Origin of the sequence: Corynebacterium sp. HMSC058E07 (assembly GCF_001809885.1) — a bacterium.
Classification (GTDB): Bacteria; Actinomycetota; Actinomycetes; order Mycobacteriales; family Mycobacteriaceae; genus Corynebacterium; species Corynebacterium macclintockiae.
Genome location: NZ_KV799281.1, coordinates 93,417 through 119,060 on the forward strand (window position 1 = coordinate 93,417; position 25,644 = coordinate 119,060).

At 62.7% G+C, this 25,644-nt stretch carries 20 protein-coding genes and 1 tRNA gene; 11 read left to right on the plus strand and 10 right to left on the minus strand.

Features of this window, described 5'->3' with window-relative positions; translation table 11 throughout:
- Window positions 1-9: 9 nt before the first annotated feature.
- The 8 genes from HMPREF2678_RS08520 to HMPREF2678_RS08555 all read right to left on the minus strand — a co-directional run bounded on the left by HMPREF2678_RS08520 (window position 10) and on the right by HMPREF2678_RS08555 (window position 6,982).
- Window positions 10-1,173, minus strand: a complete 1,164-nt coding sequence (locus HMPREF2678_RS08520; protein ID WP_034975483.1) for an acyl-CoA dehydrogenase family protein — start codon at window positions 1,171-1,173, stop codon at window positions 10-12.
- A 162-nt stretch (window positions 1,174-1,335) separates the two neighbouring features.
- Window positions 1,336-1,409 (minus strand) — tRNA-Leu (locus HMPREF2678_RS08525).
- Window positions 1,400-2,383, minus strand: a complete 984-nt coding sequence (locus HMPREF2678_RS08530; protein WP_070551972.1) for a Ppx/GppA phosphatase family protein — start codon at window positions 2,381-2,383, stop codon at window positions 1,400-1,402. The genes HMPREF2678_RS08525 and HMPREF2678_RS08530 overlap by 10 nt, the downstream gene beginning before the upstream one ends.
- Window positions 2,384-2,445: 62 nt before the next feature.
- The gene (locus tag HMPREF2678_RS08535) at window positions 2,446-3,012 is read right to left on the minus strand and encodes a DUF501 domain-containing protein (protein WP_035001114.1); all 567 of its coding nucleotides are present in this window, start codon (window positions 3,010-3,012) and stop codon (window positions 2,446-2,448) included.
- Window positions 3,013-3,077: 65 nt separating this feature from the next.
- Window positions 3,078-3,809, minus strand: coding sequence for an FtsB family cell division protein (locus HMPREF2678_RS08540; RefSeq protein WP_070551974.1), 732 nt, complete (start codon window positions 3,807-3,809; stop codon window positions 3,078-3,080).
- A gap of 97 nt (window positions 3,810-3,906) precedes the next feature.
- Complete coding sequence (gene eno, locus HMPREF2678_RS08545; protein ID WP_034967311.1) at window positions 3,907-5,184, minus strand: phosphopyruvate hydratase; 1,278 nt, start codon at window positions 5,182-5,184, stop codon at window positions 3,907-3,909.
- Window positions 5,185-5,365: 181 nt separating this feature from the next.
- A complete protein-coding gene (locus HMPREF2678_RS08550; RefSeq protein ID WP_070551976.1) occupies window positions 5,366-6,241 on the minus strand; it encodes a lytic transglycosylase domain-containing protein in 876 nt (291 codons plus the stop codon).
- Between the two features lie 60 nt (window positions 6,242-6,301).
- Window positions 6,302-6,982: a metal-dependent transcriptional regulator gene (locus HMPREF2678_RS08555; protein WP_034967317.1), complete on the minus strand. Its 681-nt coding sequence runs from the start codon at window positions 6,980-6,982 to the stop codon at window positions 6,302-6,304.
- Window positions 6,983-7,099: 117 nt separating this feature from the next.
- Here HMPREF2678_RS08555 and HMPREF2678_RS08560 point away from each other — a divergent pair, with 117 nt between their 5' ends.
- From HMPREF2678_RS08560 to HMPREF2678_RS08570, 3 genes are read left to right on the plus strand one after another with little or no spacing between them, the layout of a single operon-like run.
- A complete protein-coding gene (locus HMPREF2678_RS08560; protein WP_070551978.1) occupies window positions 7,100-8,020 on the plus strand; it encodes a metal ABC transporter solute-binding protein, Zn/Mn family in 921 nt (306 codons plus the stop codon).
- Window positions 8,021-8,872 (plus strand): metal ABC transporter ATP-binding protein, encoded by an 852-nt coding sequence (locus HMPREF2678_RS08565; RefSeq protein WP_070551980.1) that lies wholly within the window; start codon window positions 8,021-8,023, stop codon window positions 8,870-8,872.
- Window positions 8,872-9,729 (plus strand): metal ABC transporter permease, encoded by an 858-nt coding sequence (locus tag HMPREF2678_RS08570; RefSeq protein WP_034967321.1) that lies wholly within the window; start codon window positions 8,872-8,874, stop codon window positions 9,727-9,729. The genes HMPREF2678_RS08565 and HMPREF2678_RS08570 overlap by 1 nt, the downstream gene beginning before the upstream one ends.
- Here HMPREF2678_RS08570 and HMPREF2678_RS08575 read toward each other — a convergent pair.
- Entirely contained in the window at window positions 9,726-11,018 is a 1,293-nt protein-coding gene (locus tag HMPREF2678_RS08575; protein WP_034967324.1) for a MazG nucleotide pyrophosphohydrolase domain-containing protein, read from the minus strand. The genes HMPREF2678_RS08570 and HMPREF2678_RS08575 overlap by 4 nt on opposite strands.
- 25 nt (window positions 11,019-11,043) lie before the next feature.
- Complete coding sequence (gene mfd, locus HMPREF2678_RS08580) at window positions 11,044-14,763, minus strand: transcription-repair coupling factor (protein ID WP_070551982.1); 3,720 nt, start codon at window positions 14,761-14,763, stop codon at window positions 11,044-11,046.
- A 191-nt stretch (window positions 14,764-14,954) separates the two neighbouring features.
- Between mfd and HMPREF2678_RS08590 the strand changes: the two genes are divergently transcribed.
- The 8 genes from HMPREF2678_RS08590 to HMPREF2678_RS08625 all read left to right on the plus strand — a co-directional run bounded on the left by HMPREF2678_RS08590 (window position 14,955) and on the right by HMPREF2678_RS08625 (window position 25,636).
- Window positions 14,955-16,337 carry an MFS transporter gene (locus HMPREF2678_RS08590; RefSeq protein WP_070551985.1) on the plus strand — a complete coding sequence of 461 codons (1,383 nt, stop codon included), beginning with the start codon at window positions 14,955-14,957 and terminating at the stop codon, window positions 16,335-16,337.
- Between the two features lie 87 nt (window positions 16,338-16,424).
- On the plus strand, window positions 16,425-17,942 hold the full coding sequence (glmU, locus tag HMPREF2678_RS08595) for a bifunctional UDP-N-acetylglucosamine diphosphorylase/glucosamine-1-phosphate N-acetyltransferase GlmU (RefSeq protein WP_034979399.1): 1,518 nt from the start codon (window positions 16,425-16,427) through the stop codon (window positions 17,940-17,942).
- 110 nt (window positions 17,943-18,052) lie between these two features.
- Entirely contained in the window at window positions 18,053-19,024 is a 972-nt protein-coding gene (locus tag HMPREF2678_RS08600) for a ribose-phosphate diphosphokinase (RefSeq protein ID WP_034967339.1), read from the plus strand.
- Between the two features lie 278 nt (window positions 19,025-19,302).
- Entirely contained in the window at window positions 19,303-19,947 is a 645-nt protein-coding gene (locus HMPREF2678_RS08605) for a 50S ribosomal protein L25/general stress protein Ctc (RefSeq protein ID WP_034972270.1), read from the plus strand.
- 100 nt (window positions 19,948-20,047) lie between these two features.
- On the plus strand, window positions 20,048-20,674 hold the full coding sequence (gene pth, locus HMPREF2678_RS08610; protein ID WP_034967346.1) for an aminoacyl-tRNA hydrolase: 627 nt from the start codon (window positions 20,048-20,050) through the stop codon (window positions 20,672-20,674).
- Window positions 20,675-20,739: 65 nt separating this feature from the next.
- Window positions 20,740-21,423, plus strand: a complete 684-nt coding sequence (gene pth, locus HMPREF2678_RS08615) for an aminoacyl-tRNA hydrolase (protein WP_034972272.1) — start codon at window positions 20,740-20,742, stop codon at window positions 21,421-21,423.
- A gap of 26 nt (window positions 21,424-21,449) precedes the next feature.
- Window positions 21,450-23,096, plus strand: coding sequence for a peptide chain release factor 3 (locus HMPREF2678_RS08620; RefSeq protein ID WP_034972273.1), 1,647 nt, complete (start codon window positions 21,450-21,452; stop codon window positions 23,094-23,096).
- Window positions 23,097-23,215: 119 nt separating this feature from the next.
- On the plus strand, window positions 23,216-25,636 hold the full coding sequence (locus tag HMPREF2678_RS08625; protein ID WP_070551987.1) for an MMPL family transporter: 2,421 nt from the start codon (window positions 23,216-23,218) through the stop codon (window positions 25,634-25,636).
- Window positions 25,637-25,644 lie beyond the last annotated feature (8 nt).

Here is a 25,644-nt window from a genome sequence, read left to right on the forward strand (position 1 = left end):
GGCCTTCCTCTAGTCCAGCTTGAACTCGCGGGCGATCAGCAGCTTCATGATCTCGTTCGTCCCGCCATAAATGCGCTGCACACGCGCGTCGGTGTACATGCGGGAGATCGGGTACTCGCGCATAAAGCCGTAACCACCAAACAACTGCAGGCAGCGATCCGCTACGGAACTCTGCAGATCGGAGGCCAGGTACTTCGCCGCCGAAGCCTGCGCTGTGGTTAGCTTGCCCTCGATATGGAGCCCCGTGCAGTGATCGGTAAGGGTCTTCGCCGCCAGCGTCTCACTCGCGCACTCTGCCAGCACGAACTGCGTGTTCTGGAATCCGAGCAGCGGTCGGCCGAACGCCTCGCGCTCATTGACGTAACGGATGGTCTCGCGCACGGCGCCTTCGCATGCGGACGCCCCGGCGATGGCCAGGATCAAACGCTCCTGAGGTAGCTGCTGCATCAATTGGATGAAGCCCTTGCCCTCCACCCCGCCGAGCAGGTTGTCGGCGGGGACGCGCATGTCAGTGAAAAACAGTTCGCGGGTGTCCTGGCCCCGCTGGCCGATCTTGTCCAGCACCCGACCGCGCTCGAAACCCTCCAGATCCTTGGTCTCTGCAACGATGAGCGACAGTCCCTTACCACCCGGCTGCTCGTTCGTGCGGGCGACGATCACGACAACGTCGCAGTGCGTGCCGTTGGTGATGAAGGTCTTGGAGCCGTTGATCACCCACTCGTCGCCGTCCAGCTCTGCCCGGGTCTTGATGGCCTGCAGGTCCGAGCCGGTGCCGGGCTCGGTCATGGCAATGGCTCCAACAAGCTCACCGCTGGCCATTCCCGGCAGCCAGCGCTTGCGCTGCTCCTCGGTGCCGAGCTGGTAAATGTAGTGAGCAACGATGACGGAGTGCACACCGTTGTGCCACGCGGAATCGCCAGCCAGGCCGAGCTCCTGCTGGATCACTGCCTCGTGGGCAAAGGTGCCACCACCTCCGCCGTATTCCTCGGGGATGGAGGCGCACAGCAGGCCAGCCTCGCCGGCCTTGTTCCAGAACTCCCGCTCCACCTGGTGGTTTTCTTCCCACTTCAGCTCGTTGGGGGTGACTTCCCTGGCGATAAACTCGCGGGCGTGCTGGCGTAGGGCGTCCGTTTCTTCGGTTTCCCAGGTGGCGCGGTAGTTATCCAGAATCATTGCAGTGGCTCCCTCGTGAGTCTCGCTCGTCAGTATCGAAACACCAGCGCTTAATTTTGCTGGCGAAATACTTTGTTGGGAGCAACGGTACAACAGCACACCCTTGCCCTTCCCCCACATTCCAAAAACTCGGGCTTATTTTCCGCTATTGGAAATGAAAAGTCCCCCCAGTCGGACTCGAACCGACACTGAACGGATTTTAAGTCCGCTGCCTCTGCCAATTGGGCTATAGGGGGCGTGCCATGACCTCTGCCAGCACTCCGTCCAATATATCTTTCTCACTAATTGTGATCTCACTAAGCCCCCAGTCTAGAAACTGACTTGTGAAGGCATCCACCACAATCGCACCGCCACCGATCACATCCGCACGGCCCGGGTGCATCGGCCCGTATTCGCACCGCTGCGGTGGCGTCAATTCCACCAGCGAACGCGCCGTAGACCGGAAGTCTTCCAGCGACAGGGTGGCCATGTGGATGCGCTCCGGGTCATAGGACGAAAGCCCCAGGGTAAGGGCGGCAAGGGTCGTCATCGTGCCAGCCACACCAACGATCTGGTCGACAGCGCGCAACTCCACATGCTCCCGAACCTTGCCCAGCAGCTCCTCCACAAAGGCGCGGGCTTCCGCGACCTGCTGTGGGGTGGGCGGCTGGTCCACCAGGAAGCGTTCCGTCAGCCGGACGCAGCCCATATCCGCAGAAAAGGCCTGCGGTTCGCGCCCCGGACCGTGTACCACGAACTCCGTGGAACCGCCGCCAAGGTCGATCACGCAGATGGTGCGTTCCTCGGCATCGGGCAGGTCGGTGACGGCACCACGGAAGCTCAGCTCTGCCTCCTGCTCCCCGGAGATCACCTGTGCGACCGCCCCCTCGCGCACGCGGCCGAGGTGGCGGCGGGTGATCTCGAAGAACTCTTCGCGGTTCGTGGCATCGCGGGTGGCGGAGGTCGCGCCCATCATCACGTCGACCACCCCGTATTCCACCATCCGGTCGGCGTAAATCTGCAGAGCCTTGTCTACACGCTCCAGGGCTTCATCGGCGAAACGACCCGTCGCGTCTACCCCCTGCCCAAGTCGGACAATGATGTTATCCCTATTTAGCTCTTTGACCTGGCCATCCGACGTACCTTCACTGATCAGCAAGCGGATGGAATTGGTACCGCAGTCGATGGCGGCAAAGCGAGGATTGGCGGATTCGTTTGGGGCAGCACTCATGGTTCCCAGGCTACCGGAGTACCCCAGAACCACCGGGTTTCAGTGCCCGCTATTCACGCCGCTTATTCAGCGACGCTAGCGCTTTCCATCGACGTTCCCAGCGAGGCGGACGTCGGCCAGTCCGCAGGCAGCGCGGCGCCTTCCAGCTTGGGGTTGTTTTCAATCGCCAGCGCCACCGCTTCGGTACCCAGGCGCACCCGCTCTGGCCCCTCCGCCAGGGCGTAGGCGATCAAGACGTGCAGGCATTTCACGCGGTCAGGCATGCCTCCGCCAGAGAAATCCGTGCCCAGATCCTCCATCTTGTTGCGCTCGGCTAGGTAATGCTCGTGCGCCGCGCGGTAGTCGGCCGCCAGCTCTTCGTCTTCGCCCAGTCGATCCTGCATCGTCTTCATCACACCAGCGACTTCCAGGCGGGAAGCCTCGGCGGTCAGGCGCGGATCGGTGAGGTAGTACAGCGTGGGGAAAGGGGTGCCATCGGGCAATTTCGGCTGGGTCTTCACCACGGCCGGAACGCCGTCGGGCGTGTAGTAGCTGACTTCCACCACACCGCGCAGTGGTCGGCCTAGCTGCTTGCGCATTACCTCAAGGTCATCGTCGGTCGGTGGGCCGGGCTGGCGGAAGTTAGTCATTGCGGTGCTTTCTCGTTTCTTGTATTCGCGGCTTCTTGTATTCGCGACGTCTTTTGGTCTCGGCGCTAGTTAGCTGGTGCTTGTTCCGGTGCGGGTTGTGGAGCTCCCTCCGGCGCTCCCGGGTTCTGTTCGGGAGCCTGTTCAGGGTTCTGCTCTGGCACTGTCGGCAGCTTGTGGTTTTCCTTCGCCGGGTCGCTGCTCTCGTCCTTCGCTTCCTCTGGGGTAGAGATGGAATCCCATAGCCGCGCATACCAATCCCGGCTGGCCTCGTCGCCGGTAGCATCCTCGCCCTGTTCGGTTCCCAGCTTATCGGCGTGAATCTTCGGGGAGATAATGCGATAGGCCGACTCGCCAGGTTCAATCAGCCCCAGCCGGGTACGCGCTTGCTCCTTGATGTAATCCTGATCGCGGTAGCGGTTGAGCTCGTTGGTCAGCTCCGCTTTTTCTTTCTCTTGCCCCTCGATCTTCGCATTAATCTGTGCCAGCTCCGCGCGTTGCTCGAAGTAGTTACGCAGCGGGTTTGCGATCGACAGTGCCAGGAAGATCGCCAGCATCAGAGCTACGAGCCACGTCGCTGGGCTCATGTTTTTCGGCACTGCCACAAAGGTTCGCGCCATTCGCTTCGGCGCTGTTTGTGCGCGCTCGCGGCGCCTCTCGCGCCTTTCGATCGACCGTGCGCGGGGCAGTCGGGCGGACTCGGGGCGGTCGCTTTCCTGCCCCTTTCTTTCTGACGCCACATCTGCGCGCGCCAGGTCCTCCGGTTCCTTTCCCGGTTCGCCCTTGGTCGATTCGCTCATGGTCTACAGAGTCTAGCGAAGCGAGGCCGAAATGTGAGTAGCCCACGGCCACCAACGTGGGTGGGCGTGGGCTACTGCGAGGCTAATCCGCGCGGGATTACTTGGTGAAGCGTGGGAATGCGGAGCGACCAGCGTAAACAGCTGCGTCGCCCAGGATCTCCTCGATACGCAGCAGCTGGTTGTACTTGGCAACGCGCTCGGAGCGGGCCGGTGCACCGGTCTTGATCTGGCCACAGTTCAGTGCGACGGCCAGGTCGGCAATGGTGGTGTCCTCGGTCTCACCGGAGCGGTGGGACATCATGGTGCGGTAGCCGTTGCGGTGTGCCAGCTCGACAGCGTCGAAGGTCTCGGTGAGGGTACCGATCTGGTTGACCTTCACCAGCAGTGCGTTGGCTGCCTTCTCCTCGATACCCTTGGCCAGGCGCTGCGGGTTGGTAACGAAGAAGTCGTCGCCCACCAGCTGAACCTTATCGCCGATCTTGGCGGTCAGGGCGGTGTAACCCTCCCAGTCGTCCTCCTGCAGCGGGTCCTCGATGGAAACGATCGGGTATTCCTCGATCAGATCCTCGTACACCTTGGCCATCTCCTCAGCGGTGTGCTCGCCGCCCTCGAAGTGGTACTTGCCGTCCTTAAAGAACTCAGAGGAAGCAACGTCCAGTGCCAGGGCAACGTCCTCGCCAACCTTGAAGCCGGCCTTCTCGATAGCCTCGACGATCAGATCCAGGGCAGCCTTGGTGGAGTCCACGGACGGAGCGAAGCCGCCCTCGTCACCCAGACCGGTGGACAGACCCTTGTCCTTGATGACCTTCTTCAGGGTGTGGTACACCTCGGCGCCGACGCGCAGTGCCTCAGAGAAGCTCTCGGCGCCGATGGGGGCGATCATGAACTCCTGGACGTCCACACCGGAGTCAGCGTGTGCGCCACCGTTGAGGATGTTCATCATCGGCACCGGCAGAACGTGAGCGTTCGGGCCACCGACGTAGCGGAACAGCGGCAGTTCGGCGGACTCTGCAGCGGCGCGGGCGACGGCCATGGAAACGCCCAGGATGGCGTTAGCACCCAGCTTGGACTTGTTCTCCGTGCCATCCAGGTCACGCATCAGCTGGTCGATCAGGCGCTGATCGTCTGCCTCTACGCCCATCAGCTCTTCGTCGATGTCTTCAATAACGTTCTTGACGGCATTGAGTACGCCCTTGCCCTGGTAACGGTCTCCACCGTCACGCAGCTCGTGGGCCTCATGCACGCCGGTGGAGGCGCCAGAGGGAACGGCTGCGCGGCCGAAGGAGCCGTCGTCCAGCATTACGTCAACCTCCACGGTCGGGTTACCGCGGGAATCGATGATTTCACGGGCATCAATGTTGAGGATCAGGGCCATGTGTCTGCCTCCTTGGCATGTGGCATCGTGTGCCAAACTGTTGATTATCTGTTCTGCATTAACAGCTAACAAGGGTCTCCGCTACGACGCTGGCGCAGCAGTACGCCTCCATTGTGGCACCGTCACAGATTTTTCGCCGTCACCCTCAGAAATTTAGCCCTCCCTAAAGGGGGAACTCCCCCTATTGCGGCGACTGGCCCAGTGCGTAGTTCGCCGCCGCGTCCCGCACATCCGCGACGTACCTGTCGGACAGGTTGTACCCCTTAATGGCACTTGTCCAGCCACCTTCAGTGCTTAGATCGCGCCCCTTGCTGCACAGCAGTACTGCCGCGGAAGCCGCCGCATCATAAACGCTCTGCGGGTTCTTTTCGCCGTCGTTATCGGCATCAACTCCGTAGATCTTCCAGGATTCGGGGATGAACTGCATGGGTCCCAGCGCACGGTCGTACTTCCGGTCGCCATCAAGCCGTCCGTCGTCGGTATCGTCCACCTTCGCAAAACCTTCGCCATTCAGCTGCGGACCGATGATGTCGGGCTCGGCAATGCCCTGGTCGTTAAGCTTGGCAGCCCCAAAGGTCTCTCCGTCGTAGGTTCCGTGGCGAGTCTCCACGTAACCCAGCCCTGCGAGGGTATTCCAGGAAAGACTGCACTCGGGGGTCTTCGCGCGGACGAAAACCTCCGCTTTTCCATAGGCCATCAATGCTTGCAAGGGGATGTTCAGCTCCTCCGACTTCGGTTTAGCCCAGTCCAGGAGCTTCTGATAGCTAGCGTCTGCGTCTTCCAGATCCACAGTCGGAGCGGGAGCCGCAGCCTTCGGCGGCACATCAGTGGGCACCGGCAGGCGGTCGGATTCCGCGTTGTTTTTGCCGGAGACGAAACCGGCGACAAGGTAGCCCACCAGAGCAATAATCGCCAAAAGGGCAACGACCACTACGAAGAAGCCACACCCGCCGAGCAGCCCTCGGTTCGGGCGGCCGCTGTCGGCTGCTTCGCTGGCCTCCCACAAAGATTCATTCGGTTCGATTCTTTGGGGGCGACGATAGCGGTTAGACGCCATAAATGTCCTTACCTAGCCTGTTTCGTACACTGCGCATTTGCTACTGCTCTGGTTGCGCCGTTAGCCCTGCGCAGCTTCCCTGACCAATACTGCGCTTAGACTACTGGCCGGCAGCTGAACTCGTTTCTCCGACTCGGCCAAAACTAGCTCTGCCATATCTGCAAACACCCTTTCGCCGACCGTGAACTGTGCCCCTGGCAGTACACCGTTCTGGGTTAGGTAACGCACCAGCGCATCATCCCTGTCACTAATGCGATCCACGACCAGATGTTGGCCCGTGTGGGCGTCAGAAAGAAGGAAAGCCGAACTTTCCGGCACATCGCCCCCCTCATCAGGGATCGGGTCACCGTGCGGGTCGCGGGTGGGGTTATTCAGCAGCGAAGCGATGCGCGCGACGAAGGTATCGGAGACCGCGTGTTCCAGCACTTCGGCTTCGGCATGCACCTCATCGAGGTCGTAGCCCAGGTGATTGCACAGAAACGTTTCGATCAACCGGTGGCGGCGAACCATCGCGAGGGCGATTTTGCGCCCGGTCTCGCTCAGCGCAATGTCGCCGTAGGGGGCGTGCTCGACAAGACCTTGAGCGGACAAACGCTTGATAGCTTCGGAAGCCGTCGACGGACGCTGTTCCATGTGAGAGGCCAAAACGGAAAGGGATACCCCACTACCAGACCACTCCTGCAGGTCGAAAATTTTCTTCAGGTAGTCCTGGGATCGCTCGGGCAGGTCGTTGACATGCATGCAGCCCAGTGTACGGGGGTGAAGGGCTTTAAAGAACTCGTGCTTGTGGTTTACACTGCACTATATTGTTCACTCTATTGAACATTGAAACTCTTCACAGAAGGAAAGCTTAGAAACATGGAAACGAAGTCCGCGAAGAGAATGGTCGCAGCACTGTGCGCCACCGTCCTCACAGCGGCAGGCCTCAGCGCCTGCGGCGCCAACGACTCCAAGGACGACAAAGCCGAGGTTCTCACGACCTTCACCATCCTGGAGGACATCACCGCCAACATCGCCGGCGATACGCTCAAGGTTCGCTCGCTGACCAAGCCCGGCGCGGAAGTTCACGGATACGATCCCTCCCCCAGCGACATCGCCGCAGCCTCCGATGCCGAGCTCATCATCAACAACGGCCTAGGCCTGGAGCACTGGCTGAACAAGCTCACCGAAAACAGCAAGGCGAAGCGCGCCACCGCCAGCGACGGCGTCAACCCCATCAAGATCAAGGGCACCGACGATCCGAACCCGCACGCCTGGATGAGCCCAACCATCGCGAAGACCTACGTAGACAACATCGTTAAGGCCCTCAGCGAACTACGCCCGGACAACGCGAAGACCTACGAGGACAACGGCAAGAAATACAAGTCCAAGCTCGACGGCGTGCAGTCCGAACTGCGCGAAGGCCTGGCCTCCCTACCGCACAACCAGCGCGCGCTCATGTCGTGCGAGGGCGCCTTCAGCTACCTCACCCACGATGCGGGCATGAAGGAGGGCTATATCTGGCCGGTGAACAACGAGGGCGAGATCACCTCTCAGCAGATCACCCAGGCCGCCCAGTTCGTGCGCGACAACCACGTCCCCGCCGTGTTCTGCGAATCCACCGTTGAGCCCGGACCGAAGGAGCAGGTCATGCGCGATACCGGCGCTCGCGACGGCGGGACGCTGTACGTAGACTCGCTCTCTGCAGCCGATGGCCCCGTGCCGACCTATCTGGACCTTCTTTCCTATGACGCCAAAACCATCGTCAGCGGACTCACCGGAAAGGACACGAAAAAATAGATGAACCCGCCACAATCTTCAGCTCCCCCGGCACTGGCCGTCGACGACGTGCACGTCAAGTACGGCTCCGTCGAGGCGCTCAATGGCGTGACCCTTAACCTTGAGTACGGGCAGATCACAGCTTTGATTGGCATGAATGGCGCGGGAAAGTCCACGCTCTTCAAAGCCATCATGGGGCTGGTATCGCCCACCCACGGACGGATTTCCATCAATTCCGCCACTGACGGTGAAAGCACCGCGGCCGGGAAAAACGGGGCGGTTGCCTACGTCCCTCAGCACGATCACGTCGACTGGAACTTCCCCATCAGTGTCCGGGAAATCGTTTCCAGTGGGCGGCGCAAAGCACGCTCCAAGGTGGGGCTCCTGCCCCAGGGGTCGGCGCTGCTGGGGTTGAAGAAGTGGCGTCAAGAAAAAAAGAACAACGACCGCATCGTCGATGAGGCGCTGCGGCAAACCGGCCTGACCGAGCTGCAGGATCGGCCCGTCGGCGCCCTGTCCGGCGGGCAGCGCAAGCGCGTTTTCGTCGCGCGCGGAATTGCCCAAGAGGCCAAGATTATGCTGCTGGACGAGCCTTTCGCCGGGGTGGATACGCAATCGCAGGCGCAGATCACCACGCTGTTGCACCAGCTGGCGGAATCGGGCACGGCGCTACTGATTTCCACCCACGACCTGGATCGCCTGCCGGAGCTCTGCGACAACGTGGCGATGCTCAATCGTCGGATCATCGCCGAGGGCGCGCTGGATGAAGTGCTGACGGCGGAGAACCTCACCCGCACGTTTAGCACCGACGCGACGGCCGCAATCGCAGGGGCCGAAGGAACCACGGTAACTATGGGAAAGGAGGCACAGTAATGAGCACGCTCGCAAGCGTTTTCGACCCGATCCTGTTCCCCTTGAGCTACAGCTTCGTCCAGCGGGCGGTGCTCGCCGCCAGCGTGATGGCCGTGGTGGCGGGACTGCTGAGCTGCTGGCTAATTCTGGTGGGCTGGTCGCTGCTCGGCGATGCGGTCTCGCACGCCGTACTGCCAGGCGTGGTGCTGGCCTACATCTTCGGAGCGCCCTTCGCCGTCGGCGCGATGATCGCCGCCCTCATTGCCGTGGGCCTGGTGGGCTCGGTCAAGGAAAGAACCACGCTGCGGGAAGACACCTCCATCGGCATCATCTTCACCACCTTCTTCGCCCTCGGCCTGGTGTTGCTCTCCGTAACTCCCAGCGGCACACACCTGCAGGAGATCCTGTTCGGCAACCTGCTGGGCATTACGCAGTCCGCGCTGTGGCAGATCCTGGCCATTGGCGGCATCGCGTTTGTGGTGCTGCTGGCGAATGCACGCACGTTTACCCTGTGGGCCTTTGACGCCGAACACTCCAGAACCATGGGCTTCAACACGAAGGCCATACGGTGGGCGCTGCTGGCGTGCCTGGCGTGCGTGGTGGTGGCCAGCGCACAGGCCGTCGGCGTGATCCTGGTGGTAGCAATGCTGATTACCCCCGGCGCGACGGCTTATCTGTGGACGAGGCGCTTCCGCCGCATGCTGCTGATCGCGCCGCTGGTGGCGTGGGTGAGCTGCGTGGCGGGCATCCTGCTGAGCTTCAACCTGAATGTCTCCACCGGCGGCACGATTGTGCTGGTGCAGTCAGGGATCTTCTGCCTGACGTACCTCTTCGCCCCGCGCGAGGGGCTGGTGCGGGCGCTGCTGGCGCGCCGCTAGTTGCCCTGCTGCTGGGGGTTATGTTGGGTGCGCAGCTTCTCGCGGAACGCCACAACAGCGTCGTGGAGGCGACGCTCTGCCTCACCGGGGCTATCTAGCTCCAGGCCAACCATCGGGTAGCGGATGTCGGTCGGGATGTCCTTATCCGGGATTCCCCGCTCCCGCGCCTCAGCGATGACGGCCTCCGCTGCGGTCAGGGCGCTGGTGCCAGTCGAGCCGACAGCTGTGCCAACAGAGCTGGCGGGGACTGCCGGACCTGCCGTTTCAGCGGGCGCTTGGACGGCCGGGAACTGTTCCGCGTGCGGCTCCTGGCGGGGCTGTGCAGACTGTGCAGGCTGTGCAGGCTCAGCCTGCTTCTCGGCCGCCTTCCGCTCAGCTTCCTTCTTGGCCTCGCTGTAGCGCAGGTACTCCTCACCGAAACTGCGAATTCGCTGAGCTTCCTCTTCCTTCTTGCCCCCCTCCCATAGGCGATCCTGCTCCTGGCGCGGAACCTGACGCTCGACCTCCTCAAACAGGTAGGGGGCGCGGGCGCGCAGCTTCGCAGAAAACGCCCCGGCCACGTGGCCAATGTCGAAGGCACCACGGCGGTTGGCGATTTCTGCGTGGAAAAGCACCTGCAGCAACACGTCCGACAGCTCGGAGCACAGATCCTGCTCGATCCACTCCGGGCGCGCAGCAGCCTCACCCTCGCCCTCGGGCTTCCAGCTCTCCATCAGGTCGATGGTGCGAGCCAGCTCCTCTGTTTCCTCCCGCAGGAACTTCACCAGGCTGGTGTGGGTCATGGACTGCTCCCACTCCCCCTGGCGCAGGGCACGCGCCATCAGCGCCACCGCATCCTCGATCTCATCCATCACGGAAGCCGGAACCTCGGTGCGCGTCGTGCGGCGCAGGCCGGCCACAGCCGCCGTGTGCTCGTCGGTCCCGACGATCTCACCGTCCACCACGCCATCGCCCGAGTGGGTGATCTCGGCTGCGTCTTCCCCGTCGGTGGCGTCACTAACAGAAGAGCTACCGGCCTCCAGCTCGCGGGCGGGCTCCATGTGCACCTTTAGGCTCGGCGCAGTGATGAGGTCCTCACCAGCCTCGATGCGGGTAACGACTGCCTCGTTTTCCAGATCCGTCGTGACGATGATGTCGGACTCATCGACCGTGTGGCCGCCCAGATCCGCAATAACCCAGCGGACGCGGATGGGCACCTCCTCCGTGTAGCAAACATCTCCACGGAGCAGATCGACGGCCTCCACGGGAATCATCGCGGGGAAACGGGGATCTAGTAATACGACTGACATGGCGGTTATTCTAGCGCGTCGGTGTTTAGGACGTGCCCTTATCCTTGCCTGAGCCACCCGACATGTTGCGAATCGGGATGCCCGCCAGCTGGGTCAACGCATCGGCGCACCACTGCACCAGCTCGGTATCACGCAGCGGGACGGCCCGCATTCCCTGACCGCGCTTCGGCGCCGGGATCAGCACGATCTTCGTCGTCGCCCGATAGTTTGCCGCCGGGAACAGACGCTTCAGGCGCACTTGGGTGGAATCTTGCAGCTCGATGGGGCTGAAGCTGATCTTCGAACCCGTGGTCACCACCTCCGTGACCTGCAGGTCGCGGCACAGAAGGCGCAGGCGCGAAAGTACCGCGAGCATCTGAATCTGCTCCGGTGGCTCGCCGTAGCGGTCGCGCAGCTCCTCAAGGACCTTCTCTATCTGCTCCTCGTCCTGCACCTCCGCGAACTTGCGGTAGGCCTCCAGGCGGAGGCGCTCGGAGGCGACGTACTCGGCCGGGATGTGCGCGTCGATGGGCAGGTCGATGCGGATCTCCTTCTTCTCCTCCTCCCGGCCGTCGACGGGCTTGCCGTCGGCCATGGCGCGGAAGGCCTCCACTGCCTCGCCGACCAGGCGAACGTAAAGGTCGAAGCCCACGCCCGCGATGTGGCCGGACTGCTCGGCGCCCAGCACGTTGCCGGCACCGCGCATCTCCAGGTCCTTCATGGCCACGGCCATGCCCGCGCCCAGGTCGTTGTTCTGGGCGATGGTGGTCAGGCGGTCATAGGAGGTCTCGGTCAGCACCTCACCGCGCGGGTACAGAAAGTAGGCGTAACCGCGTTCTCGGGAACGCCCCACGCGGCCGCGTAGCTGGTGTAGCTGGGAAAGACCCATGTGGTGGGCGTTTTCCACGATCAGGGTGTTGGCATTTGCGATGTCCAGGCCGGTCTCCACGATAGTGGTGCACACCAGCACATCGAACTCGCGATCCCAGAAACCCTTCACCGTGGTCTCCAGCTGCTCCTCGCTCATCTGGCCATGGGCGACAACCACGCGGGCCTCCGGCACCAGGCGGCGAATGTCTGCGGCGGTTTGCTCAATGCTGCGAACCTTGTTGTGCACGTAGAACACCTGGCCGTCACGCAGCAGCTCGCGGCGGATAGCCGCAGCCACGTGCTTATCCTCCTGCGCGCCGACGTAGGTCAGCACCGGGTGGCGGTCCTCTGGCGGGGTGAGGATCGTCGACATCTCGCGAATACCCGCCATCGACATCTCCAACGTGCGGGGAATCGGGGTCGCGGACATCGTCAGCACGTCCACGTGGGTACGCAGTGATTTGATGTGCTCCTTGTGCTCCACACCGAAGCGCTGCTCCTCGTCCACGATGATCAGCCCCAGGTTCTTCCAGTGCACACCCGTCTGCAACAGGCGGTGGGTGCCGATCACGATGTCCACGGTGCCGTCGGCCATGCCAGCGATGACCTTCTTGGACTCCGCCGGGGTGGTAAAGCGGGACAGCTCCTTTATGGTTGTGGGAAAGTCCTGCATGCGCTCGCTGAACGTGTTGTAGTGCTGCTGCGCCAACAGGGTCGTCGGCACCAGCACCGCCACCTGCTTGCCCGACTGCACGGCCTTAAACGCCGCGCGCACCGCCACCTCGGTCTTGCCGTAGCCCACGTCGCCGACGATCACGCGGTCCATCGGCACCGGCTTTTCCATGTCGGCCTTCACGGCCTCGATGGCGTTGCACTGATCCTCGGTTTCGGTGAACGGGAAGGCATCTTCCATCTCCCGCTGCCAGGGCGTATCTGGTGCAAAGGCGTAGCCCGGCGCGGCCTGGCGGCTGGCGTAAAGCTGCACCAACTCGCCCGCGATCTCCCGCACCGCACCGCGGGCCTTGCGCTTGGTGCTCTTCCAATCCGCGCCACCCATCTTCGACAGCGAGGGCTTCTCCCCACCGACGTAGCGCGACAACATATCCAGCTGATCCATCGGCACGTACAGCTGATCGCCCGGCCCACCCCGCTTGCTGGGGGCGTACTCCAGCACCAGGTATTCGCGGCGGGAGGCATCCGGCCCCTTGCCCACCGTGCGTTCCGTCATCTTCACGAACTTGCCAATGCCATGGGAATCGTGCACCACCAGATCGCCCGGCTCCAGCGCCAGCGGGTCCACGCGATTGCGCTTCTTGGCGGGCTTGCGCTTGCCCGTGGCCTTCGCGTCCACGCGGTTGCCCGTCAGATCCGTTTCCGTGAAAAACAGCAGGCTGGGGCGCTTGTCATCCCCGGCGAAGGGGAACACCAGCCCCTCAAAGGCCACAGCGTGATAGATGCTCACCTGTCGGGGTGCGGGCTCGTCGGCGGTGGTGTGCTTGGACTTCTTGATCCGCCCCAGGCCACGGCTACCACTGAGGTCCACTCCGATCGCCTCGGCCGCAATGCCGGCCTCCTGGAAGCGCCGCAGCATGCGAGCCGCCACGGCCGGGGTTGGGGCCGCGAAGGCCACCCTTCCGCCGGATTCCACGCGCTTGCGGATGGAGCTCATCAGCGCGCCGATGGCCTCCATCTCGCCGTGCGGTCGGGGCGCCGAGTCGTAGTTGAGTTCTAAAACGTCGGAAGTGTCGGCGTCAAAATCCGCCATCCCGAGCGTAGACAGCGTCCACCAGGGCCGCCCCAGCTTCTGCTGCACCTTCTGTACCGCGTCGATCGAAAGATAAGCCACGCCCTCCATCGGCGCCGAGCCGCCCATGGCGGCGACATCCCAGCCGGCCTCCAGGAACTGCTGACCGGTTTCGCGCAGGTCGTGGGCGCGGCGTTCGACGGCCGCGGGCGCCATCACCAGCGTGTGCGTACCTTCCGGCATGAGCTCCGGCAGCGCCACCAGCTCGGCCGTGTGCAGCGCCGGGATCAGGGATTCCATCCCCTGCACCTGGATTTTCTGGCTGATCTTGTCGAGGATCTCGGCCAGCTCCGCGTTGCCGGCATGCTCTTGGGCAAGGTTCTTTGCTTTGGACGCCACCTCGTCCGTCACAATCAATTCCCGGCACGCGTAAACCATCACCTCGTTGGGCTCTACCCCAGGGATGGTCCGCTGGTCGCCGACGCTAAAGGCGCGAACCTCCGTGATCTCGTCACCCCAGAAGTCCACGCGGACGGGCATCTCCTCAGTCGCGGGGAAGATATCCACAATGCCGCCGCGGATGGCGAAGTGGCCGCGTTTGCCCACCACATCGACGTGGGTGTAGCCGAGCTCTTGCAGTCGGTGGGTCAGGGAATCGAAGTCTATCTCCTCCCCTACCTTCAGCCGCACGGGGGTGACCTCGCCCAGGTTCGACTGCACGGGCTGCACCGCCGCGCGCGTCGGAGCCACCACGACCTGCAGGTTCTCGTCGCCCTCGTGCAGTCGGCGCAGTACTCGCATGCGGGTGGAGACCGTCTCCACAGCCGGGGACAGCTTCTCGTGCGGCAGGGTCTCCCACGACGGGAACAGTTCCACGCGATCCCCCAGCATGTAGCGCAGCACCGTGGTCAGGTCCTGGGCCTGGCGCCCCGTGGCCGTGACCACCAGCAGCGGGGTACGCTGCGCCAGTGTGCCGACAACGAAAGGCCACGCGCCCTCGGGGGCCTGCATGTGCAGGGAACCCTCCCCCAGGTGCGTCATCATCCCGCGCAGTTTCCCGTCCTGCGCGGCGGCTTTCAGCAGCCCCGCCAGGCTGGGCGCCGGGTTTGAAGAGCGGTTGGCGTTGGCTTGCGACGTGGCTGTCTGACTCATGGCCAACAGTCTATCTTCCGCACCACCCTGCGGTTTATGCGCCCGGTTAGGTGTGCTGTAAAGTGTTCGCTGCACATCAATATGTGCGCTTCTCCCATGGTGTAATTGGCAACACTACGGTTTTTGGTACCGTCATTCTAGGTTCGAGTCCTGGGGGGAGAGCTTTTTTATTTGGAAGGGTGGGGCGATACATGTCCGGCAAGTCCAGCACAGATTCCAGTAGGTTCTGGCACACATTCACCACGAAATTCATCGGCACGCCACCCGAGAGCGACCTGAAGCACGTCGAGGAAAACGCGGGTCGCTATTCCCTGGGCTTCGGCACGCAGAACATCGGCGATCAGATCGTTTCCGCGAAGACGGTTCTGCCGTGGTTCCTGTCGGTCGTCGCCGCCCCGGCGTGGGTCATTCCGCTACTGGTGCCGATCCGCGAGTCCGGCTCGATGCTGCCCCAGGCCCTTTTCCGCCCGTGGCTGCAGACGAAGACCTCGCGGTTGGGTTTCATGCTGATCGGCACGCTTGGCCAGGCGCTGGCGTGCGCGATCATGGTCGCCGCAGCACTTCTGACCGATGGATTGCTGGCCGGGTTAATCATCCTGCTCGCCCTCGCTCTGCTGTCCACCTGCCGCTCTTTGGTTTCGCTGACCAGTAAAGATATCGCCGGGCGCACCGTGCCGAAGGGCTTCCGCGGGCGCCTGACCGGTTTTGCCACCACCCTGTCTGGTGCGGTGGCGATCCTGGTGGGTGTGGCCATTCAGGCCGCCCGTGGGGAGCTCACCCCCTCCCTCTTCGCAATCCTTTTCGCCATCGCCACTGTCTCCTGGTTGGCCAGCGCATGGCTGTTTAAGGGGATCCGGGAGGGCGTCACTAAACAAGAAGAAAAAGACCTGCCACAGGGCACGAACTACGTACGCGATGTGGTCGACGACATCGTGGACCTCGTACGTTCTGACCGCAACTTTAGGCGCTTCGTGCTGGTCCGTTCGCTACTACTGGCCTCCGCGCTATCGCCGACGTTCCTGGTCACAATGGCGAACCAGCACAGCGCCGCGGAGAAATCCTCGCTGGCCAGCACCATTTTCACGGGCCTGGGCACCTTCGTTATCGCCGCTGGCGTGGCCTCGTTGCTCGCGGGCAGGGTCTCGGGCTGGCTGTCGGATGTGAGCTCCCGTAACACCCTGTCCGGCGCCGCGCTGTTGGCCACGATCGTCCTGATCGTCACTGTGGTGCTGGGTTATGTTTCTTCTCTTAGTGACGCCCACGCGTGGACCACTGCCCTGGTGTGGTGGCTCCCCATCGCGTTCTTCATCATTTCGCTTGCCCACGCTGCGATTAGGGTCGCCCGCTCCACCTATATCGTCGACATGGCAGAGGGCACGCAGCGCACCCGCTATGTGTCGGTAGCCAACACACTAATGGGCGTGTTGCTGCTGATCGTGGGTGCGCTGACCAGTGTGCTGGCTCTGCTTTCCCCGGAGGTCGCGCTGGCCGCGCTGGCTCTTTTCGGCCTGCTGGGCGCAGCCCTGTCCAAGAGCTTGCCGGAGGTATCGGTGGGCAAAAGCGAGATTTCTTAAACGCTCGCGGGCGACCCTCACCGACGCGGCGGCGAAGCGACGCTATGCTGGAATTCGCTTTAACCGAAAGTAAGGAATGCCAACAACGTGACTGATGCTGCACAGAACCCCGAAGCTCACCCGAAGGCCCAAGACAAGCCTGTGGCAGTGATCGTGCTGGCCGCTGGGGCGGGTACGCGGATGAAGTCCGCAACCCAAAAGACCCTGCACTCCATCGGCGGTCGCACCCTCCTTTCCCACAGCCTGCACGCCGCCGCCGGCATCGACCCGGCCCGCATCGTTGCTGTTATCGGCCATGGGCGCGACCAGGTCGGCCCGGCTGTAGCCGAGGTATCCAAGCAGCTGGGGCGTGAGATCGATACGGCTGTCCAGGAACAGCAGAACGGCACCGGCCACGCCGTGCAGTGCGCGATGGAGGCACTGGAGGGCTTCGAGGGCACCGTCGTGGTCACCAACGCGGACGTTCCACTACTTTCACCCGATACCCTGCGGGAACTCACCGCCACCCATAATGGCGCGAGCGTAACCGTGCTGTCCGTCCACCAGGACAACCCCACCGGGTACGGCCGCATCTTGCGCACCAACGACGGCATGGTCACCGCCATCGTCGAGGAAAAGGACGCGACGGAGAAGCAGAAGGCAATTACCGAGGTCAACTCTGGCGTGTTCGCCTTCGATGCTGCAATTCTGCGCGACGGCTTGGCGCAGTTGAATACCGATAACGCCCAGGGCGAGCTGTACCTGACCGACGTTCTGAGCATCGCCCGTCGAGCGGGCCACCCCGTGCGTGCCCACATCGCCGCCGATGCGGCGGAACTGGCGGGCGTCAACGACCGCGTACAGCTAGCCGCCGCAGGCGCCGAGCTCAACCGCCGCACCGTAACCGCCGCAATGCGTGGCGGGGCGACCATCGTGGATCCGGCGACGACCTGGATCGACGTGGATGTAAAGGTCGGCCAGGACGTGACCATCCTGCCGGGCACCCAGCTGCTGGGCACCACGACCATCGCCGACAATGCGCAGATCGGACCGGATACCACGCTGGAGAATGTCACGGTCGGCGAGGGCGCACACGTAGTGCGCACCCACGGCTTTGATTCCACCATCGGCCCGCGTGCCGAGGTCGGCCCCTACACCTACATCCGCCCCGGCACGGTGCTGGGCGAAGAGGGCAAGCTCGGCGGCTTCGTCGAGGCCAAGAAGGCGAACATCGGGCGGGGCTCCAAGGTTCCGCACCTGACGTACGTCGGCGATGCAACGATCGGCGAATACTCCAACATCGGCGCCTCCAGCGTGTTCGTGAACTACGACGGCGTGAACAAGCACCACACCACCGTGGGCTCCCACGTGCGCACCGGCTCGGATTCGATGTTTATCGCCCCGGTCGTCGTGGGCGATGGCGCGTACTCTGGTGCCGGCACCGTGATCAAGGAGGATGTACCTCCGGGAGCACTGGTGGTCTCCGGTGGAAAGCAGCGCAACGTCGAGGGCTGGGTCGCCAAGAAGCGCCCCGGCACCCCGGCAGCTGAAGCCGGGGAAGCCGCCGCCAAGCGCGTGGCCGAGGGTGGTTCGCCAGCCTCCACGCCACAAGCTGACCAGCAGTAGCGCACTCCGCCGCTCTGGTTTTGTTGATATCTTTGGGCGCGACCTAAAATGGGGAGCGCCCTATTAAAAGGTGAATAGTCCAGCTCTTCGACCGGAAGGTTAAAGCACAAGTGTCCACCACCCACTGGATCGACAATCAAAAGAACCTGATGCTGTTTAGCGGCAGGGCTCATCCGGAATTGGGGGAGGCTGTTGCCCGCGAACTGGGCATCGAGGTCACTCCGACCACCGCCCGCGACTTCGCCAATGGCGAGATCTTCGTTCGCTTCGAAGAGTCCGTCCGCGGTTCCGATGCCTTCGTGCTCCAGTCCCACCCGCAGCCGTTGAATAACTGGCTGATGGAACAGTTGATCATGATCGACGCTCTGAAGCGCGGCTCCGCCAAGCGCATCACCGCGATCTTGCCGTTCTACCCCTACGCCCGCCAGGACAAGAAGCACCGCGGCCGCGAGCCGATCTCCGCCCGCCTGGTTGCCGACCTGTTGAAGTCCGCCGGCGCGGACCGCATCGTCTCCGTCGACCTGCACACGGATCAGATCCAGGGCTTCTTCGATGGCCCGGTGGACCACATGCACGCCATGCCGATCCTGACCGACCACGTGAAGTCCAACTACAACCTGGACAACATCTGCGTGGTCTCCCCCGATGCCGGCCGCGTGAAGGTAGCCGAGAAGTGGGCCAACGTGCTGGGCGATGCCCCGCTGGCCTTCATCCACAAGACCCGCGACGTAGACGTGGCCAACAAGGTCACCGCCAACCGCGTGGTCGGTGACGTGAAGGGCCGCACCTGCGTGCTGCTGGACGACATGATCGATACCGGTGGAACCATCGCCGGCGCCGTCGGCGTGCTGCGCGAAGCCGGCGCGGGCGACGTGATCATCGCTACCACCCACGGTGTGTTCAGCGGCCCGGCACGCGAGCGCCTGAGCAACTGTGGCGCCCGCGAGATCATCACCACCGACACGCTGCCGCAGTCCACTGAGGGCTGGGACAACCTGACGGTGCTGTCGATCGCCCCGCTGGTGGCTAAGACCATTCACGAGATCTTCGAGAATGGCTCCGTGACCACTCTGTTTGAGTAGTTTTATTCCCCGGTTGGGGGTGTGCTAACATACTTTCGAATCTCGGCGAGGGCTGAATTCTTCTACAGGATTTGGCCGTTATCGGCGCGAAAAGCACATTCCCCCTTCTTTTTGTTTGACGTAACCTTTAAGCGAGACCGCTCGCGTGCGGGTGCGTGACCAATAAAACTGTGGGATGTATACACGCCGCGAGATATCGCGGCATTTTTTATGCCCGCGGTTGAAACGCACAAAGCGATCAGAGTCCATCTGAAGCGTAAAACTAGAAGGAGAAATTCATGGCTGATATCACCCGTCTGAAGGGCGAGCTGCGTACCGAGTTCGGCAAGGGCGCTTCCCGCCGCCTGCGTCGCGACTTCCGCGTTCCGGCTGTTGTCTACGGCAACAAGCTGGAGCCGATGCACGTCCACGTTGACATCCTGGAGTTCCAGGCAATCCTGCGTAACGAGGGCGTCAACGCCGTTCTGGAGCTGGAGGTCGAGGGCCAGGACCACCTGGTCATGATCAAGGCTGTTGACCAGAACGTGCTGACCCTGGACGTTGACCACGCTGACCTGCTGAACGTTAAGCGCGGCGAAAAGGTTGAGGTTGACGTTCCGGTTGTCTTCACTGGTGAGGCAGCTCCGGGCGCCCTGGTCACCCAGGAAGCAGACGTCATCACCATCCTGGCTGACGTTCTGAACATTCCGGAAGAGATCACCGTCGATGTTGAGGGCAAGGAAATCGGCGACCAGATCCTGGCTAGCGACCTGCAGATGCCGGGCAACGCTTCCCTGGTTTCCGAAGAGGACACCCTGATCATCAACGTTGTGGAGCCGGTGGAAGAGGAACTGCCGGAGCCGGACGCAGAGGGCGAAGCTGCCGAGGGCGAGGCTGCCGAGGCAGCCGAGGGCGAGTCCGCAGAGGGCGAGTCCGAGGAGTAAACCACTCCCCCTTCACCCACTGGGGCCACACACGTGCAACCTACGCACGGTGTGGCCCTTTTTTATTGACGCCACCCCACGGCTGCGGGGGCTGTCCGGGGTGGACAGTACAATGACCGTCAGTGAGCTAGAGAGAGGGCTGGAGAAGGTGGCGTCCCAAAACAAAAAGCAACACACCAACAGCGACACGTGGCTGCTCGTCGGCTTGGGCAACCCCGGCGATAAATACGCTACGACAAGGCACAACGTCGGGCGCATGGTGATTGGCGAGGTGCTCGATCGACAAGTTCCAGCCGCACGGCTGAGTACCCACAAGAAGACCAACACCGACATCGCCGAAGTGAACATCGCAGGGCGCAAGGTAGTGCTGGCGCAACCACGGACATACATGAACGTCTCCGGTGGGCCGGTACAGCAGCTGGCGGCGTTCTTTAAAATCCCGGCGGAGAACATCATCGTGGCCTACGACGACCTGGAAGGCGATCCGGGGGCAGTGAAGCTGCGACAGTCCGGTGGCGACAAGGGGCACAACGGGCTGAAATCCATCACAAAGTCGCTGGGCACGAAGGACTATTGGCGCCTGTCGTGCGGTATCGGGCGGCCACCCGGTCGTATGGATCCGGCGGCCTATGTGCTGAAGCCCTTCCCGAAGAGCGAGGCCGCCGACGTGGCGATAATGTGTGCCGACGCGGCGGATGAGGTCGAGCGGCTGCTGGCGCAGGGCTAGAGGCACCTTCCCCGGCGGGATAAGCGGCGCCGGTGATGTGACAGAGATGTGAGAGACTAGAGCGCGTGAGTTCCTTGAAGAAGATTTTCGCGACCTTGTTTGGCCGTCACCGCGACGGCGGTGCAGATAGCTCCGGCTCGGCCGAGCGCGCGACTGCGACCACCCCGGATATCAAGCCCGAGTTCCTGGTTGTCGGCCTGGGCAACCCCGGCGCGAAGTACGCCGGGACCAGGCACAACATCGGGTACATGGCTGTCGATGAGCTGCTAGAAAGGCATTCGGGACAGTTGCAGCCCGTCGCGGGCGCGCCGGCGCAGGTAGCGCTGGTGGAGATTGCTGAAGTACCCGTGGCGCTGGTGCGTTCCACGACGTACATGAACGAATCCGGCGCGGCCATCGGCCCACTGGCGGAGCGATATGGCATTCCCAGCCAGAAGGTCATCGTTCTCCACGATGAGTTGGACATCGCGCCCGGACGCATCCGCATCAAGGATCATGGCGGGGAGGGCGGCCACAACGGTTTGAAGTCCGCCACCCGTCACCTGGGCACTAACCAGTACACCCGCGTGCGCATGGGCATTGGGCGCCCGCCGCAGGGCACTAGTGTGATCGATTTCGTGCTATCCGTATTCGAAGCTGACGGGGAGCAGACTTGGCTGAGCACAGCGATCGACACGGCCGCGGACGCGGTAGAGCTGATCGTGACCAAGGGCAACGACATCGCCCGCAATGACATTCACACCCGCTAGGGGCTACCAGCTAGGCTTGATGCATTATGAGCTCTACTGCTACTGAGGCCAACCGCCGCCGCACATTCGCCGTTATCGCCCACCCGGACGCTGGTAAGTCCACCCTCACCGAGGCTCTTGCCCTGCACGCCCACATGATTAAGGAAGCCGGTGCGGTCCACGGAAAGGCGGGGCGTAAGTCCACCGTCTCTGACTGGATGGATATGGAGAAGGACCGCGGCATCTCCATCGCCTCCTCCGCCCTGCAGTTCGAATACGCCCCGGAGGGCCACGAGGGCGAGCCGTACATGATCAACCTGGTAGACACCCCGGGTCACGCCGATTTCTCGGAGGATACCTACCGAGTTCTTTCTGCTGTGGACGCCGCGGTGATGCTGATTGACGGGGCGAAGGGCCTGGAGCCTCAGACGCTGAAGCTGTTCCGAGTGTGTAAGGCCCGCGGCCTGCCGATCGTGACGGTGGTGAACAAGTGGGACCGTCCGGGGCGCAGCCCGCTGGAGCTGGTGGATGAGATCGTCAACGAGATCCAGCTGCAGCCCACTCCCCTTTTCTGGCCCGTCGGTGAGGCTGGCGACTTCCGCGGTCTGGCGCGCATTAACGACGATGGCGAAGCTGAGGAGTACATTCACTTCCTGCGCACCGCCGGTGGCTCGACCATCGCGCCGGAGGAGCACTACACCCCGGAGCAGGCCGCCGAGCGGGAAGCCGATGTCTGGGACACGGCCGCGGAAGAAGTCGAGCTGCTGGCCGCGGATGGCGCTTTGCACGACCAGGATCTCTTCCTGGAATGCACCACTTCCCCTCTGATCTTCGCCTCCGCGATGCTGAACTTCGGCGTACACCAGATCCTGGATACGCTGTGCGCGCTTGCCCCCGCACCGGCTGGACGCGATTCAGATCCGAAGGTCGTGGAGGCCGCCGCGGGTGGCAACTCCGTCGCCGTGGACGAACACCGCGATCCGAGTGACGAGTTTTCCGGCGTGGTGTTTAAGGTACAGGCGGGCATGGACCGCAATCACCGCGACTCGCTGGCCTTCATGCGCGTGGTCTCCGGCGTGTTCGAACGTGGCATGCAGGTCACGCACGCCCAGTCGGGCCGGTCTTTCTCTACGAAGTATGCCCTGACCGTGTTCGGCCGTACTCGTTCGACCGTGGAGGCCGCGTACCCCGGCGATATCGTGGGCCTGGTGAACGCGGGCTCGCTAGCGCCCGGCGACACGATCTACAGCGGCAAAAAGGTGCAGTTCCCGCCCATGCCGCAGTTCGCGCCGGAGCACTTCCGCACGCTGCGCGCCAAGTCTCTGGGCAAGTACAAGCAGTTCCGCAAGGCCCTCGAGCAGCTGGATTCCGAGGGCGTTGTGCAGATCCTGCGCAACGATGCGCGCGGTGACGCTAACCCGGTCATGGCCGCCGTTGGCCCCATGCAGTTCGAGGTTATGCAGGCGCGCATGGACGTTGAGTACAACGTGGAGACCGTGGCCGACCCTGTACCCTACTCTGTCGCCCGTCGTACCGACGCCGAATCCGCGCCGGTGCTGGCCAAGCAGCGAGGCGTGGAGATCTTCACCCGCTCCGATGGGGAACTGATCGCCCTGTTCGGCGACAAATGGAAGCTGGCTTTCGTGGAGAAGGAGCATCCGGAGCTGACGATGGAGCCGCTGGTCGCCGACTAGTCCGGCCTGATTTCTGGGGCAGACTTCTGGGGGCGACTTCTGGGCCAGGCTTCCGGCCCAGCTGGAAAAAATATTGCACAGGGTTGGCAATAATTCACCATCTGTGCAATATTTTGTGCATGGCTAAATTTCTGTATCGCGTCGGTCGTTCCGCGTACTTTCACAAGTGGCGTTTCCTCGCCGTCTGGCTCATCGTGCTGGTCGGCGTGGGCACCGCCTCTGCACTACTAACGAAACCAACCTCCCAGTCCTTCACGATCCCTGGGCTGGAATCCATCGAGACCCAAGAAAGAATCAAGGAGCTCTTTCCCAATGGGGGGGATGCCGATGCGCTAGAGGCCGCCAAGGGCAAGCTAGTCATCCAAGCCCCCGAGGGGCAGAACCTCGCAGAGGGCGAGGCAGCTCAGTCGACCGAGGACATTCTGCAGGCGCTGCAAAAGCTGGACTTCCTGCAGGACAAGGAAAAGCTAGTCTCCCCTGTCCTAGCCAGCGAAAACATGCACCAGCAGATGGCTCCGATGAAGCAGAAGCAAGGCATGCCGAAGGAACAGGTTTCCTCCGACATTGCAGCCTTAAGCCCCCTCAGCCCAGACAAGCGCACCGGCATCATCGAGGTCTCCTTCGACGCAGAGACCGCTGCCGACGTCCCCGCAGAGGATGTAAAGAAGTTCGAGGAAGTGGTCAAGGACAACGAGGGCAACCTCCAGGTCGGCTGGTCCGGTAACGCATTCCAGCAGCCGGAGATGGGTATGGCTTCCGAAATCATCGGCCTTGCCGTCGCTGCCATCGTGCTGATCGTCACCTTCGGCAGCCTCGTCGCCGCCGGTCTTCCGCTACTCTCCGCGGTGATCGGAGTGGGTACCGGCATCGGTATCGTCATGGCCGCGACCTCCATCACCGACAGCATTAACTCCATGACCCCGACCCTGGCCTCCATGATCGGCCTGGCCGTGGGCATCGACTACGCGCTGTTCATCCTCTCCCGCTTCCGCAGCGAGCTGATCGCCCATGTGAACGGGCAAGATCTGGAGCCGAAGGAGCTGCAGCAGAAGTTCAAGACCATTCCCGCCAAGGAGCGGGCGCATCTAGCCGGGCTGGCCGTCGGCAAGGCCGGTTCCGCCGTGGTATTCGCTGGCCTTACGGTGCTGATCGCACTGGCCGCGCTGTCGATCATCAACATTCCTTTCCTTACCGCCATGGCGCTGGCCGCCGCGCTGACAGTGGCCATCGCCGTTATCGTCGCAATCACCCTGCTTCCCGCCATCATGGGTCTGATCGGCACGAAGGTCTTCGCTGGCCGCGCCCCGATCGTCAAGGCACCGGACCCGGAGAACGACAAGCCGACCATGGGCCTGAAATGGGTGCGCGTGATCCGCAAGAAGCCCGCGCTGTGGCTGGTCGCCTCTGCGGTTCTGCTAGTTCTTTTAGCCATCCCCGCCATGAACCTGCGCCTGGCCATGCCTTCCGATGGATCCATGGCTAAGGGCACACCGAACCGAGTGGCGTACGAGATGACCGAGGAGGGCTTCGGCGCCGGCCGCAATGCACCAATGGTCGCCCTCGTCGAATACGGCAGCCTTAACGACAAGCAGAAGGCCGCCGCCGCACAAGAGGCAGTGGCCACGCTCCAGGGCACCGACGGCGTGGACAACGCGCAGATTGTTCAGACCAACGGAGATCCGCACAATCCCGCCGACTTGGGCACCGCAGCCCAGGTGCTGATCACCCCGTCCTACGGAGCAACGGATGCCCGCGCGGCCGACGTGCTAGAGCAGATGCGCGCCGAGGAAGCCGGTTACACCGACAAGACCGGCGCCAGCTACGCCATCACCGGTGTAACGCCCATGTACGAGGACATCTCCCAGCGCCTGTCGGACGTCCTCATCCCCTACATCGCCATTGTCCTGGTCTTGGCGTTCATCCTGCTCATGGTGGTGTTCCGTTCCATCTGGGTGCCACTGATCGCCGCGCTCGGCTTCGGCCTGTCCGTCGCCGCCACGTTCGGCGTCACCGTTGCACTGTGGCAAGAGAGCTTCGGCGGAATCATCGATGATCCGCAGCCGATCATTTCCTTCCTCCCCATCATGCTGATCGGTATCGTTTTCGGCCTGGCCATGGACTACCAAGTCTTCCTAGTCACCCGCATGCGCGAAGGCTGGGCGCACGGCAAGACCGCCGGCAATGCCACCGCCAACGGCTTTAAGCACGGCGCACGTGTGGTCACGGCAGCCGCGCTAATCATGATCTCTGTCTTCGCCGCGTTCATCATGGCCGACGAGCCGTTCATTAAGGTTATGGGCTTTGCCTTGGCCACCGCCGTATTTTTTGACGCCTTCGTCGTCCGCATGACCTTTATTCCAGCGACGATGTTCCTTCTCGACGAGCACGCGTGGAAGTTCCCCACTTGGCTGGGCAAGATCATCCCCGCTGTCGATGTCGAAGGCGAAAGCCTGGTCGGCCTGGAAGCAGGAGCGAAGAACGATCACGCCAACCAAGAGGACGATGGGCGCCCTGCGGAGGCGCTAGTGGATGGGAAGTAGGGGCGTCA